This window comes from Nostoc sp. CMAA1605 (genome assembly GCF_021596505.1).
In the GTDB taxonomy this organism is placed as follows: Bacteria; Cyanobacteriota; Cyanobacteriia; order Cyanobacteriales; family Nostocaceae; genus Trichormus.
On the sequence record NZ_PJIZ01000032.1, the window covers coordinates 44485 to 65509 of the forward strand.

Annotated in this window: 14 protein-coding genes and 2 pseudogenes; 10 read left to right on the top strand and 6 right to left on the bottom strand. The window is 37.9% G+C overall.

Features of this window, described 5'->3' with window-relative positions; genetic code table 11:
• Window positions 1-31: 31 nt before the first annotated feature.
• The 10 genes and pseudogenes from CV014_RS13330 (at window position 32) to CV014_RS13375 (ending at window position 11012) form a co-directional block, all read left to right on the top strand.
• Window positions 32-1381 (top strand): glycosyltransferase, encoded by a 1350-nt coding sequence (locus CV014_RS13330; RefSeq protein WP_236142474.1) that lies wholly within the window; start codon window positions 32-34, stop codon window positions 1379-1381.
• A gap of 151 nt (window positions 1382-1532) precedes the next feature.
• Complete coding sequence (locus CV014_RS13335) at window positions 1533-3005, top strand: hypothetical protein (protein WP_236142475.1); 1473 nt, start codon at window positions 1533-1535, stop codon at window positions 3003-3005.
• 267 nt (window positions 3006-3272) lie between these two features.
• Window positions 3273-3413: pseudogene (locus CV014_RS13340) on the top strand (transposase); the annotation flags it as partial.
• A gap of 93 nt (window positions 3414-3506) precedes the next feature.
• A complete protein-coding gene (locus CV014_RS13345; RefSeq protein ID WP_236142476.1) occupies window positions 3507-4313 on the top strand; it encodes an FkbM family methyltransferase in 807 nt (268 codons plus the stop codon).
• A 130-nt stretch (window positions 4314-4443) separates the two neighbouring features.
• Complete coding sequence (locus CV014_RS13350; protein WP_236142477.1) at window positions 4444-5739, top strand: acyltransferase family protein; 1296 nt, start codon at window positions 4444-4446, stop codon at window positions 5737-5739.
• 30 nt (window positions 5740-5769) lie between these two features.
• Window positions 5770-6990 carry a glycosyltransferase family 4 protein gene (locus CV014_RS13355; RefSeq protein ID WP_236142478.1) on the top strand — a complete coding sequence of 407 codons (1221 nt, stop codon included), beginning with the start codon at window positions 5770-5772 and terminating at the stop codon, window positions 6988-6990.
• A gap of 57 nt (window positions 6991-7047) precedes the next feature.
• Entirely contained in the window at window positions 7048-8208 is a 1161-nt protein-coding gene (locus CV014_RS13360; protein WP_236142479.1) for a glycosyltransferase, read from the top strand.
• A 116-nt stretch (window positions 8209-8324) separates the two neighbouring features.
• Window positions 8325-9518 carry a glycosyltransferase gene (locus CV014_RS13365; RefSeq protein ID WP_236142480.1) on the top strand — a complete coding sequence of 398 codons (1194 nt, stop codon included), beginning with the start codon at window positions 8325-8327 and terminating at the stop codon, window positions 9516-9518.
• 114 nt (window positions 9519-9632) lie between these two features.
• The gene (locus CV014_RS13370) at window positions 9633-10409 is read left to right on the top strand and encodes a glycosyltransferase family 2 protein (RefSeq protein ID WP_236142481.1); all 777 of its coding nucleotides are present in this window, start codon (window positions 9633-9635) and stop codon (window positions 10407-10409) included.
• Window positions 10410-10484: 75 nt separating this feature from the next.
• Window positions 10485-11012 (top strand): YdcF family protein, encoded by a 528-nt coding sequence (locus CV014_RS13375; RefSeq protein ID WP_236142490.1) that lies wholly within the window; start codon window positions 10485-10487, stop codon window positions 11010-11012.
• Window positions 11013-11096: 84 nt separating this feature from the next.
• Here the strand turns inward: CV014_RS13375 and gntT are convergent, their stop codons facing one another.
• From gntT to CV014_RS13405, 6 genes and pseudogenes are all read right to left on the bottom strand, one after another.
• Window positions 11097-12458, bottom strand: coding sequence for a guanitoxin biosynthesis MATE family efflux transporter GntT (gene gntT, locus CV014_RS13380; protein ID WP_236142482.1), 1362 nt, complete (start codon window positions 12456-12458; stop codon window positions 11097-11099).
• 308 nt (window positions 12459-12766) lie between these two features.
• Window positions 12767-13960, bottom strand: a complete 1194-nt coding sequence (locus CV014_RS13385; RefSeq protein WP_236142483.1) for an MFS transporter — start codon at window positions 13958-13960, stop codon at window positions 12767-12769.
• Between the two features lie 39 nt (window positions 13961-13999).
• Window positions 14000-15601 carry an iron uptake porin gene (locus tag CV014_RS13390; protein ID WP_236142484.1) on the bottom strand — a complete coding sequence of 534 codons (1602 nt, stop codon included), beginning with the start codon at window positions 15599-15601 and terminating at the stop codon, window positions 14000-14002.
• Between the two features lie 336 nt (window positions 15602-15937).
• Window positions 15938-16174 (bottom strand): CDGSH iron-sulfur domain-containing protein, encoded by a 237-nt coding sequence (locus CV014_RS13395; RefSeq protein ID WP_236142485.1) that lies wholly within the window; start codon window positions 16172-16174, stop codon window positions 15938-15940.
• A 253-nt stretch (window positions 16175-16427) separates the two neighbouring features.
• Entirely contained in the window at window positions 16428-18644 is a 2217-nt protein-coding gene (locus tag CV014_RS13400) for a putative bifunctional diguanylate cyclase/phosphodiesterase (RefSeq protein ID WP_236142486.1), read from the bottom strand.
• A gap of 598 nt (window positions 18645-19242) precedes the next feature.
• A pseudogene (locus CV014_RS13405) lies at window positions 19243-21025 on the bottom strand (ABC transporter ATP-binding protein); the annotation flags it as partial.

A 21025-nucleotide genomic window follows, 5' to 3' on the forward strand; every position in this document is an offset into this window, starting at 1 on the left:
CACAGTTCATACAAAAATTGGACTAGGTGTAATGTGTTCAAAATTGAGACATAAAGTTTTAATCGTCAGCCCCCATTTTCCACCAATTAATGCTGCTGATCATCAAAGGGTAAGAATGTCATTACCCTACATGGAAGAATTTGGTTGGGAACCACATATTTTGACAGTGCATCCTGATCACATTGAAGGTGTTCAAGACCCCATACTGACAAAAACAGTTCCTCCCCAGATTCCGACTACATACACAGGAGCATTACCTGTTCAACAAACTCGACGTATTGGGATGAGCAATTTGGGCCTGCGATGTTTTCCCTATTTACTTCAAACAGGCGATCGCTTGTTGCGGCAACAAAAATTTGATTTGGTTTATTTTTCGACAACCGTATTTACTACTATGGGGCTGGGTAGTAGATGGGAGCGTCTCTTTAACGTACCATACATTCTAGACTTTCAAGACCCTTGGCTGAGTGATTACTATAAACAAGCAAAAACTGTACCACCAGGAGGACGCTTCAAGTATGGATTTGCTCAACTCCAAGCCAAAATATTGGAACCGAGAGCTTTAAGTAAAGTTGCTCATGTAATCAGTGTCTCACCAGCATATCCCAAAGTTTTACAACAGCGCTATCCATATTTACAACCAGAAAAGTTTACTGTACTACCTTTTGGCGCTCCAGAACCTGATTTTGCCGCCCTTTCTCAGCTTAACATTCAACAGAAAATATATAACCCCAATGATGGTAAGCGCCATTGGGTGTATGTTGGTCGAGGCGGTGATGATATGGCTTTGGCTGTCAGGTCTTTATTTTTGGGTATTCAAGCGCACCGTAGCCAGAACCCAGAAATTTGGCAGTCAGTGCAGATGCACTTTGTGGGAACTAGTTATGCTCCTGGTAATCTAGCTGTCAAAACAATAGAGCCAATTGCCCAAGAACTGGGTATTGCAGATTTAGTAACCGAACATCCCCATCGCATTCCTTACTTTGAGGCACTACAAGTTCTTGTTGATAGCGACGCTATTCTACTGATTGGTTCTGATGATCCCAGTTATACAGCTTCCAAACTATATCCCTGCATTTTAGCTAAGAAAGCAATCTTGGCAATTTTTCATAACCAAAGTTCTGTAGTTGATATTTTACACAGTTGTCAAGCTGGTCATGCAGTAACCTTTACTTCCAACAACCAGCCTATAGATTTACAATCCGAAATTATTTCTCAAGTCAATAGTCTATTATCCCTGCCCAAAGGATTCCAACCGAAAACTGACTGGTTAGCCTTTCAACCCTATACAGCCAGAGATATGACACTTCAGCAGTGCAAAATCTTTGATCAGTGTCTTGTTAATTACCGAAGCAACAAGACTTTATCAAGTGTTTTTTGATTCTATGTTTTTCTGAAAAAGCCAAGTAACTATAAATCAGGTTTATGATAATAGTAATTATTGTCAGTATTAATTCATGATTTATTATACATACTGTAGTTACAATACTCACTGGTAATGGTCTGCTGCTAGTATTAACTTGATATAATTTATGACTTCCAAGTTTAAGTTAGAGTCACCTATAGGATTTAGCAAGGTTCAGAAGCGTTGGATGTTGAAAGGCTTTTGGATTGCTCTAATCTTGGTGGTAGTGAAAATTATTACTGCTGATGCACCATCTCCTAGTAAAGCTGGTGCATTATTAATTGCGGTAATGTCTTTACTACCCACCTATTTATGGTGTGCTGATCGTGCTAAAGGACTGCCACTATTTCCAATTCTGGCTTTAACCTACCTAGCTTCACATGCTTTCCCTTTAGTTTCCAAGAACCCTAATGTTCTTCAATACAGTGAATCACTACATTTTAATGCAGCTATAGTTGTTGCTATTTTTCTGGTAACAGGAACGATCACATGGATGACATTAGTTAAACGCGAACCGCAGGGTAAATCTGTAATTAAAGTATTTAAACCAACACAAATAACTCCCTTTTTCCTACAAATCATCTTCTGTTCTATCTTATTTGATCTTTTACAGAATACTGGGTATATATGGCAGATTATCCCTGGACAAATTTATACAACACTGAAAACTGCACTACCAGCTCTTACTAACCTTGGATTAATGATACTAGGCTATCAATTAGGTGCTAAATGCTTGAGTCGTCAACAGACGATGATATTTCTGGGTCTAATAACTTGTTTGGTATTTCAAGCTGGTGTCGGCCTTTATCTCAACATAGGAGGCGTGTACACTGTCTTAACCAGTTTAGGTTGGATGCTAGGCAGTGGCAAGCTTCCTTGGCGATTACTATTAATCACTTTCCTGCTGATATCATTCCTCAATTTAGGTAAATCAGAAACTCGCGCGGTTTATTGGAATAAAGGAGCAATTCAGCCAGGGCAATATACAACTGTGTATGTTACCTGGATTAATAATTCCTTGAAACAAATAAATGCCCATGAAGACAGCCTAAATAAGCCCAAACAAAAGTCAGAAAGTCTTAATGATAGAGCAAGTCTTATACATATGTTGATGAAAGCAATTTCTGAAACTGGCACTATGAGGGAATATATGAACGGAAGAACTTATGCAATTATTCCTCAGTTATTAATACCTAGAGTACTTAACCCAAATAAGCTTCGTGGGGGTGAAGCCACTAATATGCTAAACATTTATTATGGCAGACAAACATACGAACAAACTCTTACTACTCAGATTTCTTGGGGTATGTTACAGGAAGCTTATGCCAACTTTGGCGCGACAGGTTGTGCTGGTTTAGGGGTCTTTTTAGGAAGTTTATATGGTTATGTTACTCGTTTCGCTATGAAAGTTCCCATCACATCCTATCGTTTTTTAATTTCACTAGCTTTTATAATGTTATCAGCAAAAAATGAATTGGTTCTTAGCTCTTTTCTGAGCGTATTGTCTCAAATTTTAATGCTTTTATTTGCTATGAGACTTGTCTTAATGAAAAACACTACATATTATCATTACTCAAATACATATAAAATTAGCTATTGAAAATATACGATTTAATTTTTGCATACATAGTATAATATATATTTACTACCCATTTATGCTTTATTAGCTCTTCCCTGCTGTCAATTCAGAAATCAAAACCGAATATCATATTTTTACAATAGGCAGGCGGCTACATTATTTTAATAACCAATTTCATTCCAATTAAAAAGTATTGAAATAATGTTGAAAAATCGTATTAATTCATTTTATGTGTTACGAGGAATACTTAGTCATATAATTAATGCAAAATTATCAATTTATTGCAGAGTTATCGGTTACTTTGATAATGGAACGATCAGTGAAACTGTAGAAGTAATTGATAACAAACTAAAGCTAATTAAACGCTCTGGATATGGATTCAGAAATTCTGATAATCTCAGAACAAGATATTTACTAAATTGGACTTAAATATATGTTTTCATAATAAGATGATGTTATCGTAGCTTACAAATAATTGAGCCTCACTACTTATTACATAGAAAATTAGGAGTTTCAGTCGTTATGTTTTCATACTTGTATGACAGATTCTTTATTAAAAAACCCTACATTCGTAGGTTTGTAACTAAGCTCATTGAAGGAGATAAAGAAAAGAAGGTTGAACTGCTTGGCTGTAGCATTCAAGTTAATTCTATAAAAGAAAATGGTTATTTGCGTGCATCCCGTATGGCAAAATTTTCTAGCCTCTTCCGCGATGAGTTACCAATAATTATTCATCTTGCTGCATTACTAGCTCATGCTGATGCTTTTGTTGATATAGGCGCAAATGTTGGAATTTTTTCTGCATCACTTGCAAAAATAAAACAAATTTATAAAGATATAAACTTTTATGCTTTTGAAGCAAACCCAGATACATTTCTGCGCCTTAAACAAACTACTGATGGTTTACCAATAACAGCGCACTGTATAGCTCTTGCTGAACGAGAAGGTGAATTAGAATTTTTTACTGGCGCAGTATCCCACGTCTTTACTACTATTGAGAATAGCTACTCAGATTTAACACAAAAAAAAGTAACTGTACCCTGCCGTCGTCTTGACTCATTTGACATATTAGGAAAATGTATAATTATCAAGATTGATGTAGAAGGTCAGGAATTAGAAGTACTTAAAGGTGCAGAAGGTTTGTTTAATTCCAATCGCGTCATTGCAGTTTATTTAGATGGTTATAAAAATAATCAAGTAGAAAGTTGGTTAAAAGGATACGGTTTCAATTTTTTTGACGGAAAAAGTCTCAAAAAAATAGACGGAGAAGCTTTCAGCCTGTTGGCTATCAAAATGGCACCTGACACTACGTTAATTCCACAGAATTAGAAGGTTTCAAAAAGAAGTTACACATCACTTGGCTTAAGTCAGTAATATTTGCTACCTTTTTTAATTTAGAAGTAAAAAACACATCAGAAGCCGCAGTTAATAGTAAATCAGTGGAAACGAAACGGCAACGATGATATTGATAGACGCGGGCTATGACGCAGGAAAAAAGATACATGGGCGCAAACGCCATCTGAATATGGATATGTTAGGGCCAGTTTTGCGAGTCTTGGTAACTTCTGCTGGTCTTCCAGAACGCGAAGGAGCGAAAAAAGTTCTCCAACGAGTTCACCAGACTGGTCATCAGGTAAAACTGTTGAAATTATCAAAAATAATGCTGAAAAATCGTATTAATTCATTTGATGGGCTAAGAGGAATCGCTATTCTATTGGTTGTGATATATCATTCGCAAAATACTATTAAGTTTGATAGCGATATTTGGAATATATTATCAATATTCATAGCAAATTCTAGCTTAGGGGTTAGGATATTTTTTGTATTAAGTGGTTATTTAATTACCAGGATTCTTTTAAAAGAAATTAATGAAACTGGTGTTATTAATTTGAAGAGATTTCATGTACGACGAGCAATCAGATTATTTCCTAACCTCTATTGTTTTGTTGGTGTAGTTTTTTTAATCAATGTAATTGCTAATTTAAATATTACGCCCCAAGACTTTATATCTGCATCAACTTTTACATGGAATTACTTTGGCGTTTTTGCAGCTATTGCTAATGAAAAACTTGGAGGAACTTGGTTTTTTGGACATTTATGGACTCTGGCATTAGAAGAGCAGTTCTATTTGTTATGGCCTCTATTTCTATTATTTTTAAACAAGAAATATCTACGTAAGTTTTCCCTATGCTTAGTTTTGTCAATGCCTATTGTGCGTGTAGCTAGTTATTTTCTCTTTCCTGTAACTAGAGGATATTTAAATATGATGCTACATACATCAATTGACAGTATTATGGCGGGCTGCTTTATGGCTATCTTGACTCAATCTCCTATATATAGCAACCGCATTTCTAAAATCAAGGCTTCTTCTATCGCTATGTTAGTTACATGGCTAGTATTTATTTCTCCAATTTTGGATTACTTAATTGGGGGATACTTAATTTCTATTGGTATAACTTTAAATGTTATCTGCTTGGGAATATTAATTGTTTGGATACATAATAATCCTAATTCTTATCTCAGTAAATTATTGAGTAACCCAATTCTAGTGTACATAGGGCAAATTTCTTACAGTATTTATATATGGCAACAATTATTTTTAACTGATCAAAATACTACAATTACAGGAATATTCCCTTATAATATTGGATTTAGTATTCTAGCAGGTATGGTTGCTTATTATTTAATAGAGAAGCCTACCTTTAATCTCAAGGACAACAGTAAGATTCTAAGCAATTTAGGGTTAGGCAAATAAGTTATTTACTAGTTAAAAAGATATTGGGTAATGAAAAAATTAGCAGTTGTCTCTACACATCCGATCCAATATTATGCTCCCTGGTTTCGCCATATTACTCTTAACAATAATTTGTCTATTCGAGTTTTCTACCTTTGGAACTTCGGCATTACTCCAAAAGTTGATGTAGGTTTTAAACAAGTTATTCAATGGGATATTCCACTTTTAGATGGCTATGAGTACGAATTTGTACCCAATGTTAGTACCAATCCTGGTGTTCATCATTTATTAGGGTTACAAAATCCTTCTTTAGTCTCTCAGGTGAAAGCCTATCATCCTGATGCGGTACTTTTGATGTGCTACAACTACGCTAGTATTTATAGCTTTTTGATGAACTGGAAATCTCGTGAGATACCGTTGTTGTTTCGGGGTGATTCCCATCGCCTTCTAAAACCTACTGGCATCAAAGCATGGGCGCGGCGGCAATTTATTAACCTGGTTTATAGACGTTTTGCGGCTTGTCTTTATGTGGGCAAAGCCAATTATGAGTATTTTCAATATCATGGCGTACCGAATAATCGTTTATTTTTTTCTCCCCATGCTATAGATAACGATCGCTTTTTTGCTCAAGCTGATGATGCCCAACAGCAAGCGATGCTTTGGAAGCAAGAATTGGGTATCCCATTGGATCATGCAGTAATTTTATTTGCTGGGAAATTTGAAAATAAAAAGCGTCCTTTAGATTTACTACAAGCTTTTTTGGCAGCCAACTTGTCTCAAGTCTCGCTGTTATTCGTCGGTGCAGGTTCTCTAGAGGCGGAATTAAAAGCTGTCGCAGCACCACACAAAAATATCTACTTTGCGCCTTTTCAAAATCAAACCTTGATGCCTCGTACCTACGCGATCGCTGATTTATTTGTGTTACCCAGCTACGGGGCTTCAGAAACTTGGGGATTGGCAATTAACGAAGCGATGTGTTTATCTCGTCCAGTTATTGCCAGCAGTCATGTAGGTTGTGCTGAAGATTTGATTCATCACCAACACAATGGGCTGGTATTTTCTGCTGGCGATGTGTCAGCTTTAGCTAGTAGCCTGCAAGAAGCATTCTCTGATCGCCAGCGTTTGCAAATTTGGGGGCAAGAAGGCAAAAAAATTGTCTCTCAGTACAGTTATCCTCAAGCAACTCAAGGATTAGAAGAGGCACTTGACTACGTAATTTCATCTATCACTCCAAGTCAGCGTCAGGTTCGTGATTCGGTTAAAGTTAGGTAAACAAAAATCTCCTACATAAGTTTCTCAAGCTGAATTTTTGTTAGTAAAAACAATCAAGTGATTAAACAAAATTTTCCTAAAAATAAATATCATTTTCACCTCTGGTTTCCTGCGCTATTCAACTCAACAGGCGGGATTCAACGTTACTCCTCTTTGTGTTTAACAGCATTTCAAGGTCTTTACCCTGATGCGGCCTACGACATTGTGATTAAACACGATACAGATATACCAGCAAAGTCAGCTAATTTATGTTTTCATACGGCTGGTCATTGGCCTCTAGCCTTACGTACTCCCACCCTGGCGGCACAAATGATTGGTCTTGGGCTTGTACAACGTCCCAACTTGATTTTTTCCACCCATCCCAACTTTAGTGTTACAGGTTACTGGTTGAAAAAGTTAATAGGCACTCCCTACTGGGTTGCAGCACATGGTATCGATGCTTGGGATATCCAAAATCCCTCGGTCAAGAAAGCCCTAGAAAATGCTGACCTGATTTTAGCCGTAAGTAGCTATACGCGCGATCGCCTCCTCCAAGAACAAAACTTAAAACCAAATCAAGTTGTCGTTTTACCCAATACCTTTAATGCTGATAATTTTCAAATCGCACCCAAGCCAGACCATCTCCTCAAACAATATGGCTTAAATCCTCAACAACCAGTGATTCTCACCGTCACTCGTCTTGCCCAATCGCCCCAGAGGTGCAAGGGTTATGACAAAATTTTGCAGGCTCTACCCCAAATTCGTCAAATTATTCCCAATTTGCATTATGTTTTGGTTGGGTCAGGAAATGACCGACCCAGAATTGAACAACTAATATCCCAACTGCAACTCCAAGACTGTGTAACATTAGCTGGGTACATTCCTGATGAACAACTGCGAGATTATTATAATCTTTGTGATGTTTTTGCTATGCCAAGTAAAGGTGAAGGATTTGGCATTGTTCACTTAGAAGCACTGGCTTGTGGTAAAGCTACCTTGGGAGGTAATAAAGATGGGGCTGTTGATGCCCTTTGTCAAGGTGAATTAGGCGCACTTGTTGACCCAGATGATATAGAGGCGATCGCTTACAATATAATTCAAATTCTCCAGGGTACATATCCTAATCCTCTGTTATACCAACCAGCAGAACTGAGACATCGGGTAGTCAACAAATTTGGTTTTGAACGCTTTCAAAAAAGCATTGATTATTACCTAAAAGATTATATTTTGGAGAATTGACTTTCTCTGCTTTTTTAAGCTGAATTTATTTTGATAAACAGTCTCTAACATCGCAGCTAACCTCTTTTCCACCAACCTCTAAACTATCTTGAACTACTATTTTTAATAACATTAATATGAAAGTATTACATATTATTCCTTCAGTAGCATCAGTCAGAGGTGGGCCAAGTCAAGCAGTAGTAGAAGCCGTGAAAGCATTAATAAATGCTGGAGTGGACGCAGAAATTGCTACTACTAATGATAATGGTGATGATTTACTTTATGTGCCTATTGGTAAACTGGTTGAGTATAAGCAAGTGCCAGTACAGTTTTTTAGGCGCTTTTCCCCTAAAGTTAACTCCATCAGAGAATTTGCCTTTTCTCAAGACCTAACTACATGGTTGTGGCAGAATGTTTCTCAGTATGATTTACTTCACGTCCATGCTATTTTTTCCTATCCTTCTACAATAGCAATGACTATTGCTCGTCTGCAAAGAGTGCCTTATATTGTTCGTCCTTTGGGACAACTTTGTGAGTGGTCATTGCAACAAAGTTATCAAAAAAAGCAACTATATCTGAAACTTATAGAGAGGGCTAATCTCAATTATAGTAAATGTATTCATTTTACTTCAGAACAAGAACAACAAGAAGCCGCACCGTTAAAACTGCGTTCACCATCCTTTGTTGTCCCGCACGGTCTCTACATTCCTCATATAATCCCTAATGCGCGTCAGCGTTTGCGGCAACAATTAAATTTACCAGATGATGAACCCATTATTTTATTTTTATCCCGTCTCCATGCTAAAAAAGGGCTAGATTATCTAATTCCAGCTTTGAGTAAACTATTAGATTATCACTTTACTTTTGTTATAGCAGGTAGTGGAGATGCTGATTATGAAAGTAAAATTAAATCTCTGGTAATAGCTCATGGTCTGCAAAACCGCACTCATTTCACAGGATTTGTAAAGGGTGAGAAGAAAGATTTATTACTGCAAGGGTCTGATTTATTTGCACTTACTTCTCATTCGGAAAACTTTGGTGTAGCTGTTTTAGAAGCTTTAGCTGCGGGGATTCCTGCTATAATTACACCTGGCGTTGCTTTAGCTAATATGGTAACACAGGAAAATTTAGGTTATGTTGCCGAGTTTGATATAACTGCGATCGCAACTTCTATCAAACAGGCTTTAGATGCTCCCCAAGAGGCAAAACAAAGGGGCGATCGCGCTCGGAAATTCATCAGTGAAAACTACACCTGGGATTGTATTGCCTCAAAATTGATTTCAGTTTATACAGAAATAAAGAAAATTCCCACTTTTACTGCTCTCAATTAGTACAGATGTCAAATAATATTAATGGTTTGAAAAATTAACACTAACATTTTAAAATGTATTTTGTATTTTAGCAATCTATTTATATCACAAACATTAATTTAAATTTATTGAGCAATGCTAGAAGAAATTACTCCCCTAATTCTCACATATAACGAAGCCCCAAATATCGGTAGGACGCTCGAACATCTTACCTGGGCTAAGACAATCATAGTTATTGATAGCTATAGTACAGATGAAACCCTAGACATATTATCTTCCTATCCACAAGTTAAATTTTTTCAAAGAAGATTTGATACTCACGCTCAACAATGGAACTTTGGTGTAGCTCAAGTTGTATCTCAATGGGTGCTTTCATTAGATGCAGACTACATCATTACAGATGAACTTACTGCTGAAATTGCTGCTTTACAAGTAGATGAGCAACTGAATGGTTATTTTGCCAGATTTAAGTATTGTATTCTTGGTAGACCCTTGAGAGGTACAATACTTCCCCCACGCCAAGTTTTATTTCGTAAAAATAAGGCAATATATATAGACGATGGACATACTCAACTTTTGCAACTAACTGGGAAGTCTGCTATGTTGTCCAATTATATCCATCACGATGATCGCAAATCCTTGACGCGTTGGCTATGGGCCCAGGATCGTTATATGGTGATTGAGGGTAAAAAACTACTAGAAACTCCAGTCAGCGAACTGAGTTTTGGAGATCGCATCCGTAAACAAAAAGTGCTAGCTCCCTTCATTATCTTATTGTATTGCCTGATTCTCAAAGGTGGAATCTGGGATGGCTGGACTGGTTGGTATTATGCTTTTCAGAGAATGCTAGCCGAAATCTTGTTATCTATTCGTTTAATTGAGTTAGAAAAATTGCATAATCAGCAAGAATAGACTAATGTGGCTCACATCATCCAAGCATTCAGTCTAGTTATGAAATTATCACCATACCTACTCAAACAAAATTGGATGTTGTTTTTAGTGGGTTTTATTCTCGCTATACTACTCACTATTCCTGTCCGATTAGCGATCACTTACTGCCAAGTTCCCCAACCTCAAGCTATATTAACTCTTGGCGGTGGTGCAGATAGAGAAGAATTCACTGCTTCATTTGCCCATTTTGATCCAGATTTGAAAATTTGGGTTTCTTCTGGCTCTCCCCCCAAAAGAGCAAGAGAAATTTTTCACTCCGCAGGTATTGATAAAAATAGACTCTATCTTGACTACCAAGCGACAGACACAGTAACTAACTTTACCACCTTAGTAGATGCTTTTCAACAACAGCAGATACAACACCTGTTTCTGATTACTTCTAAATTTCATATGCCTAGAGCCAAGGCGATCGCTACTGTAGTCCTTGGTAGTCGAGGTATTGCTTTTACTCCTGTCTCTGTACCATCTCAGCCAAAAGAATCAGAATCCATTCTACGAATTATTCGTGATGTCGTTCGTTCCATTCTGTGGATATTTACGGGTTATACAGGAGCAGAATTTTAACCTAGCTTCACAGTGCTGGGTGCTGAGTAAAAATGCCCGTAAAAGCTTCCCCAGCCTCCCACACCAAAATGATTGTCTGTTTTTTTAGTTGGAAGTCCCCAATAAATCTGGACTAGGTATTTTGCTTTCCAGTGTTTTAGGTAATTTCAACCCCAAAACCACAATCATAATGCTCATGTAAGCAATTAAAGACACCCATAAGAGATGATTGTTTTGCAGATACCAAGCTGTAGCGGCTAGTGGTGCAAAACCGAATCCAAAGGCTAAAAGTACGGCGTTACGGATAGTTGCGCCTTCTTTTAAACCGATAAAGTATCCTTCTAACATAAAAGCGATCGCAGTTAAAGCTAAAAGTGGCAGTAACCAAATCGCATAACTGCTAATGTGTTCGTTAACTTCTGTATGACTGGTTAGAATACCAAATATTGTATCTGGGAAAATCACAGCAGCGATCGCAAAACCCAGGGAAATAAATAAACTGGTGATTACAGAAATAGTTAACAACGGTAACATCTTCTCTGTTGTGCCTTTACCCTGAAAATTTCCGGTTAAAGTTTGTGTAGTCAGACCTACGCCTTGAATGGTGAACTGACTCAATATAGCAATTTGCAACAATAACCCATTTTCTGCTAAGGTAATTGTCCCCATTGTGGCACTCAAATTAGTAAAGATGGCATAGGTGGAAATCAAGATTAAGAATCGCACCAAAATGTTTGTCTTGAGAACAACAGTATCTTTCAAAGCCAGCCAATCAAACACCTCTTCTAAGGCGGCGCGTAATTTTGACCATTCAATGGTGAAGCAAACACCCACTAAACCAGTCAACAGTGCTAAATATTGACTGATTGCTGTTGCTAGTCCTGCACCCATACTTTCCCAACCCCATTGGACAATCATTAAATAGTCCAACAGCACATTAGAACCATTGCCAATTAGAGATATGAGCAACACCCAGCTATTCTTTTCTCGTCCCGTGAACCAACCAATTAAAACAAAGTTGAGTAACACCGCCGGAGCTGCCCAAATTCTCGCATAGAAATAATCTGTTCCAGAACTTTCAATTTCTGGTGAACCGCTTAAAATCCAAAAGCCTAACTTTTGGATAGGGTATTGCAGCAACAGGATCACTAACCCCAGTCCTAGCGCAATTAAAGCACTCCGCATTCCTACTAATAATATGGTTTTATGATCATCCATGCCCACAGATTGAGCGGTGAGAGCATTGACACTAGAGCGTAAGAACTTTAACACGCGATAAAGATAGTCAAAAAGTATTGTGGCGAGGATAACTCCCGCCAGGTGACGGATATCTGCTAAATGACCTAAAAAGGCGATATCAACAATCCCCGCGAGAGGAACCATCATGTTGGAAAGCACGTTAATACTTGCCATTTTGTAAAATCGCGGTAAAAAGTCGTACTGGAGTGAGACTGCTGCAAATCTCATAATTTGACTGTACTGGAGTTATTGATGGAAATTGGAACTATTTTAGTGTAGTTGACTGGTAAACAAAAAAGTGTTGTGGGGAGTTAAGGCAACGGTGCAGCGATTTCGAGTCAGGCTTTGTCAGAAATTATTATTTACAGTCCCAGGTGCGATCGCTATTCTCCAGCTTACGTAATTATTGGGGTATTGTTTGTATACAGTGTAGTGTAACGCAATCTCATACTAACTCACTATGTCAAGATACCCAATCTCTCCAAGAAGTCGGGTATCTTGTTGCTTACGAATGATTTAGGACTGTTATATTGACATTACAAGCAAGTGCAATACCTAAAAACAAAAAAGATAAAAATTGCAAATACTACTCCTGCATAAAACACACTACTGATTCCCCCAAAACCAAACACTATTCCCATTAACAGTGGCCCTAAAGTTTGTCCTAATCCGAAAAATGTCCCATTCACAGATAAAATCGTCGCTAAATATTCTTTGGGAGCTAAATCAGCTAATAGTGTTTGAATGCTGGGAAATCCAATACCTGAACCAATACCAAAAATTGTAGTTGGAATTAGTAAAAACCAAATACTTGGCATGAAGGGAACAAGTGATAAAGCTACAGCATATAAAATAAAAGATGCCCTAATTAACGTTGTCGGTGAATACTTTTTGCTTAATTTTCCCAATTGGGCAGATGTGATTGTAATTGCCACAGAAACGCTAGATAATAATATGCCAATTGTGGCTGGTGGGGCTTTAAAGACATCACTAATTAACTGGGGTAAATAAGTTATGTAAGCACCGTAAAGTAGCACGAAATTAGCTGCACTAGCGATAAATAACCCAAATAAACGACGATTTCGCAAAACTTTGGCAGCGTTTTTGATATATTCTCGGAGGTTGCGATCGCCTTTGGGTTCGGGATTATCCAAAAACAATAATACTAACAATCCAATGGGAATAGCCAAAATAGGCAACATAAAAGGATAATACCAGCCTAATGTTGCCAAAGCACCACCAATAGTGGGATAACTAGCCGTACCAATACTACTAATGCTGGCATTGTAACCCATTGCCTCAGTGCGTCTAGCTCCAATGTATAAATCACCAATTAAGGTAATACTCAAAGATAACAAAGAAGCTGCACCGATACCTTCTAAAAACCTCAAACCTAGTAATAAATCAAAATTGCGGACGAAACCGCAAGCCGTCCCAGCAATGCCAAATAAAAATAGGGAAGGAACAATAATTTTCTTTCTGCCTAATCTATCAGCCAGCACACCCAGAACAGGGCTTAGTATAACCGTGGGTAATGTAAATACCGTAATCAATAATCCCAGATTTTTAGGATCTACTTCTAAAGATTTAGCTAACTGTGGAAACGCTGGAGTTATACTAGAAACCCCAATTACAGCTATTAAAGTGACAGCACAAATAATCTGAAAATTTAACTCTTGAAAGACTGGTTTACGTGGCTCTAATTTTTCAGGCTTTTCTGCTGAATTCATAATAGTACAGTAAAGTGAATGGGGCGCGTTACAGAAAATTTAAAAAGCAAATACTGTCCGCAAAGTGCCGGTGACAATTGTGCCGTTACTATCTTGATTACTCGGATGAGCTATTACCTGAATTAAAGGTGTAACTCGGATATGATCAGTCACAGGAAAGTTATAGAAAGCTTCAAAATTCATCTGTGTACTATCCCCCACAGCATTTTCGATGAAAGGTTGCCCAATTGCAATACCCGCGATCGCTCTTTCCATAAACAAATCTCGAAATCCTAACCCAGCCATCCAATAATGTGGATTGATATCACCTAAGCTGGTATCAGGATAACTAGCATAACCATAACGACCAAAAACACCCACACGATTATTCAAAGCCAGGTCAAAATTGACACCCACACCATTAAAACTACTACCGAATAGCTGACCGCCACTATATTGCAAACGTACCGCCAAAGTTTTAGTAGGAGCATATTCCAGTTCTACAAAGCCTTGGTAGGGATCACCAAACAAACCACCATCCGCACCACCGCCAGATGTGGGGAATAAACGAATATCTTCAGCCGCACCGCCACCAATTAATCTTCGGTTCTCTGGTAACGAATCAGTGGCATCTCCTGCAACGTATAATGCTCTGAATTTAAAGGGACTGGCTTTTGGTTGCCAGTTAATAAAAGCACCCGCCCCTGCCGGTCTAGGAAGTAATATATAGTTGTTAACTAAAGCCTGAGTAGAAAAGTCTAAAAAGCTGATGTTAGCATAACGATTTTGATCAACAAAATCAGGAGCAACAATTGCAGGGCCGATAGTAACTTGCAAATCTTCAACAGGTTTAAAAGTGTAGTACAGCCTTCCTATACTTAATTGATCATTCCGCCCTGGAATAGAAAAATCTAAGGTACTCCCCAAATTTGGTTCAAGATATCCACCCGCGTTATCGTTTGCACCATCACTACCTGTAACTAAGCGAACTTTTAATAAATCTGTGCCATAAAAGCTGGTGTTTAAATCCAAACTGAGTCGATAAATCAAAGTTGCATTGGGGTCATTATCAGCAATTACCCTACCTCTAGGAGCAATAATTCTATCACCACCAAATCCCCCAACGTTGAATGCAAAGATAGCCTGACCCTGTAATTTTGTCGTAGTAGAAAACTGATTGGCTTCTAGCATTGCATTTTGAGCTTCGAGGTTATCAACCCTTCCTCGCAATGTAGCTAATTCTGGGGCAAATATTGCTTGTAGTCGTTGTAACTTCTCTAAATCTTCAGATGCAACTAAATCTGATTTGCCGTTGCGAATTAACTCATTTACTTGCTCTAATACCGCATTGATCCCAGCCGCAAATTCATAGCGACTCATAGCGCGGCTACCCTGAAAACTCCCATTGGGATAACCTGCAATGACACCGTAACGCTCAACTAACGACTGGAGAGCTGCAAACGCCCAATCTTGAGGTTGTACATCTTGTAATTGGCTGACAGAGGTAACTTGTTCTAAGGTTGTTTCTGTTTCAGAGCTATCAATGTCTACATTAGACTGAGCTATTGCGCTACTACCAGGAAAGACTAAACACAAACACCAGATTGATTTAACTAATATCAGCAGGGATATAGGAGGAAAAATAGATTTTTTTGCACTCATAGATAGGGGGTGAGATATTTTGAATTTCCCCCTGATGGGGCGATCATTGATTTTTCATAGAAGTTACGCGCACAAAAGTTTACAATTTATCGCCAGCACTATTCTTGTCTATTATTGCTTTTGTTATTCTCCCCTATACCCCTTATTGATAGCAGGGTGCTTTCATACGAAAAAAGAAAAATAGATAGGTTTTGATTTTTTGTTTTGTAGCTGAGATTTTGACCCCTCTCCAAACCTCTCCCCCCGTGGGGGAGAGGCTTTGAAAGCTAGGTTTATTTTTTTCTCTGGTTGTATGAAACCACCCTGCCTATACTCTTTATTGATAGCCCCTAAATTTTAGAGTGATTTATGGCTACCATCGCAAAAAGGTGCATTGTTAGTGTGTTTACACAGACACAGTGCAACCTGTTTTTCTTCTGTAATTTCAAAAGCTAATGGTATAAAATCTGTCCCTTTATGAGAACCATCACAAAAAGGTTGATTCGTAGACTGTCCACAACTACACCAAAAGTATTTACCTGGTTGTAGTTTTACAAGTGTAGGTTTTTTGTCAACAATTATAGGTTCAGACATGGAATTCCCCAAGATGATTGGTATTACTGGCAATGGCAATTAATTCTTGATATTTTGAGGTTCAAGAACTCTTCATGTCTTAAACTTTACTTTGAGAGTTTTGCTTAGGTCTTTTCTATTCTTGTTAAAAGTATTCTATTGTTGTAATTATGCTTAAAATTCCTGTTAAAGACAGTCGCTGTTAATAATCAAATTCTCAAACTCATTGAAATTTCATTATAATTATTTCACTGTAGCATAGACTGAATGCAACTTACCATTGATACCCTACAGCAATTAAGTTCTCCGCCGCAGATTTATCCAATGGCTTGGAGAAAAAATATCCTTGACCATATTCACATTTCATTTTCTTTAAAAAGGCTAGCTGTTCTTCCGTTTCTATGCCTTCTGCTGTGACACTTATGCCAAGTTTTTTCGACAATATGATAATTGTTTCCACAATTTCTAAATTAACTCGACTCGTATTTTTACCACTTACGAAAGTACGGTCAATTTTTAACTCATTAATAGGAAACTGATGCAGGCGACCTAATGAAGAATAACCTGTACCGAAATCATCAATCGCTAACTGAATCCCTAAATTTCTGATTTCTTTAAGTACCAAAATTGCCTTGTCCCCATTTTCCATAATCACACTTTCTGTAATCTCTAGTTTTAAACTTTGTGCATCTAACTTTGTCCTCTTTAAAACTTGATCAACATATGACAGCAAACTGCTTTGGCTAAATTGAGGATTACATAGATTAACACTGATAGTCAAAGCTGATTCTCTCGGATTTACTGATTTGAGTGAGAATCGCTCTTGCCACTCTTTAACCTGAGAACATACTTCATAAAGTACCCATTGATCAATTTTGACAATCAACCCAGATTCTTGTGCTACTGAGATAAATTCTTCTGGAGAAATAATTCCTTTTTGTGGGTGTAGCCAGCGTAAAAGCGCTTCAAATCCTGTTAATTTTCCCGTAGCTAGTGAGACTATTGGTTGATAGTAAATCTGAAATTCTTTGCGTTCAATAGCTTGGCGTAAGGCAGTCTCTAATTGTAGGCGCACTAACACTTGAACGTGCATATCAGAGTCGAAAACCTGGTAACTTGAATTTTCCTTGGCTTTAGCTTGATACATTGCTAGGTCAGCATTGCGTAGCAGGTCTTCTGGTTGTTCATAACCTGTAGAACTTAAAGCAATGCCTATACTCGCTTTGGTAAAAACTTCTTGCCCAGCTAGAGTGATTTTACGTGACAGACTTTCTTGAAGTTGCTCAACCACATCTATCACATCTTTTACACCGCTAATACCCTCTAGCAAAACTGTAAACTCATCTCCTCCTAAGCGTGCAGGTAAGTCTATGGTACGTAAACAATCCTTAATTCTTTGAGCAACAATTAATAGCAATTGGTCTCCATACGCGTGTCCCAAACTATCGTTGATAAACTTGAAGTCGTCTAGGTCTATAAATAAGACAGCAAACATATAATCTGGACGAAGTTGGGAATAATTCACTACGTGTGTGAGGCGGTTCATAAAAAAAGAGCGATTCGGTAAACCCGTAAGAGCATCATAAAATGCCTGGTGCAGCAGTTTTAACTCAGCTTGCTTGCGTTCTGCGACTTCCACCTGCAATTTTTGATTGGCTTGAGCTAGTTGAGATGTTCGTTCGATTACATGTGCTTCTAACTCTGTATAGGATACTTTTAGTGCTTCCTCTGCCGCTAGTAGTTTTTGATTGTTTTGTGAAAGTTTCTCGATGTATTCAGCTACTGTTTGGAGCAATTCGTTAAAAGATGTGGACAATAAACCGATTTCATCTGAGGTAATAACAGGAACTTGCAGCGCAAAATTTGACGTACGTTTAATTACTTTAGCAACTTGAGTTATGGTTTCAATTGGTTGTGCAATCACACGACTAGTAGTAACAGCCAAAGTTATAGCTATTACAACTGATATTGACATACTCACAGTTAAAATTTGTATTCTTAAAGACTCTGATTTCTGCACAGCCTGTATTGCTATGTACTCTCGCTCTCTGGCTTCTTTAATGTAGGGTGTCAGTCTGTATGCAAGGGAAGTAATGTCAGTAAACTCTTTACCTCTGGTAAATTCTTTGATTAATGCCTCGGTTTTATCAGTTGATCTGGAATCAAACCCATTAAGCAGTTCTATTAGACTTTGATAGAATTCATCTGCTGCTTGCTGAGACTTATTAAGCAAAATGGTAAATTCTGTTCTTGATGAAGTGTTTGTTGAAGAATTAATTGCTGTTAGTATTTTGTGTATTTTATCTCGTCGCCCAGGTAATTGAGACCTATTTTTTTTTAGATTTGTTGGGTTTTGCAATAGAGGAACAAACTCTCTGGTTGGTAAAGTCTCAAGCATGGCAATTTGCAAATCACTTAAAAGAAGACTTTCCCTATTAGCACTTATTTGAACAGCAATAGCTTGTTGGTAATAGAAGTCCCCAACTATCAATCCAGTTTTGGTTCCAATTATGGCAATTCCAATAGCAAAAACATAGCCGCTAATAATTTTATTTCTGACACTTCTCACCAATAGAGAAGGTAGTTTAAATATAAATCTAGTTTTGTTATGACTATTTTTCTCCATATTAGACCAAGACTTCACGAGGGTATTTCAGCTTAGGTTAGTAACCTGATACTTGCTGATAAGACTAACAGATAAATGTAAAAATTAACATAGATTGAGGATGTTAATTGTATTCAAGTTATTTTTTTATGTAAGTCTATAGCAATAGAAAACCACCAATTTAGGTAAATTTTTTACCTAAAAAGCATACTTTTATGAGGTAGATATCTAATTGTTTATAATTGGTAAAAGTTTATGATTGATTTGTGTTTTTATGTTAAGAGGGAAGTTAATTGGTGGGATTTATTTTTTATGAAAAATATTGTTATCGACGAAGAATATCATCGCAGCATGAATAGTTTCTTGTACATTATTGCAAAATATTGTTCTACTTTTGTTTTACCCAAGTCATACTAGTTCGCACGCCACTATGTTGGCGCACACAAAGGTGTAATCTGTGAATACAAGCCAACTGACTATGCTATTAGTGAACTTCCATTGTGCTTGTCGCACCTAATTGGAGAGCATAGAGATTAGCATAAACACCTTGTTGCTCAATCAGTTGAGCATGAGTCCCTCTTTCAACAATTTGACCTTGCTGCATCACTAACACCTGATCAGCCTGGGTGACGGTGCTGAGACGGTGAGCAATGACGAAACTGGTACGACCTTTTAATAAACGAGCGATCGCATCTTGTACTAGGGCTTCTGTACGAGTGTCTATGCTACTGGTTGCTTCATCTAAAATCAAGATGCGGGGATTAATTAACACCGCACGAGCAATACTAATCAGTTGTCTTTGTCCTTGGCTCAAAGGCGCGCCTCGTTCCCCCAACTGAGTTGTGTAACCCTGTGGTAGAGAAGTAATAAACTCATGTACATTGGCTAATTGTGCTGCCGCTTCAATCTCAGCTTGTGTAGCATACGGCGCACCAAAAGCAATATTTTCCGCTACAGTGCCACTAAATAAAATATTATCTTGCAAGACAATGCCAATCTGACGGCGCAGACTCGCTTGTGTAACACTACGGACATCTATACCATCTATTTTGACAACACCATCAGAAACATCATAAAAACGCAATATCATATTAATGATGGTAGTTTTACCTGAACCAGTATGTCCTACTAATGCCACCATTTGTCCTGGATGAGCGTGTAAATTTACACCTTTTAGTACCATTTGTTCTGGATTATAGCCAAACTTGACATTTTCAAAGATGACCTCACCTTGAATAGTAGGCATTGTCATCGCATCAGGAGCGTCTTGCAATAGTGATGGTTCATCTAACAACAGAAAAATTCTATCCAGTCCCGCGAATGCAGATTGGGCTTGGGTGTAAAACTGACTGAGGATTTGGATGGGGCGAAAAAACTGCTGCACATACAATAAAAAGGATGTGACTACACCTACTGTTGCCCTTCCAGTAACGGCAAGATAGCCACCATAAGCTAATACACCTGCGGTAGCTAGGGTGTTGAGAAAATCAATTGATGGTAAAAAAGCTGAGGTAATCGCTACTGCTTCGACGTTGGCATCACGATTAGCGGCGTTGAGTTGGTCAAATTCTGCTATGTTAATGTGTACACGATTAAATGCTTGTGCTTCTCTGACACTGCCAATATCTTCTTCCAACTTGGCAGAAAGTTCGCCAATCGTTTTACGTGTCACCCGAAATTTACTCCTTGCCCATCGTGAAAAAAAGCTAGTGGTAAAAATCATCAGGGGAACAACTAAGTTACTCAATAGACCAAGTTGTAGATTAATAAAGAGCATGGCAATGACGATGCCAACCAAACTAAAAACGTTACCCAACATTTGAGCAACAGTTTGTCCAAAAGCTTGATTGACGGTATTGACATCATTAAGTAACCGACTCATTAAATCCCCAGCTTCACTACGGTCAAAAAAGCTGAGTGGTAGACTTTGAATTTTCAGAAAAATATCTTGTCGCAATTGCGCCAGCAATCGTTGCATAATCCAACCGACGCGAATAATTTGACCCCGAATTGCCCAGATACTAAAACCGTAGATTAAACCTAGTATTCCTAATAACAGTAGTAAACCTGGCAAGTTTCCCTTGGCAATCAGATGATCAACTGACCATCCGAGTAAGAATGGCCCCAAAGCCTGAGTAGAAGCACCAATTAATACGAATGTCAGTGCAACGGGAATTTCCTTGCGAAAGGGTAAAAAGTATCGTAAAAAACGCCGGAGAGTTGACATTTGCTGGCGTTTTTTCTGGTTCAGATGCAATCACCGGTTT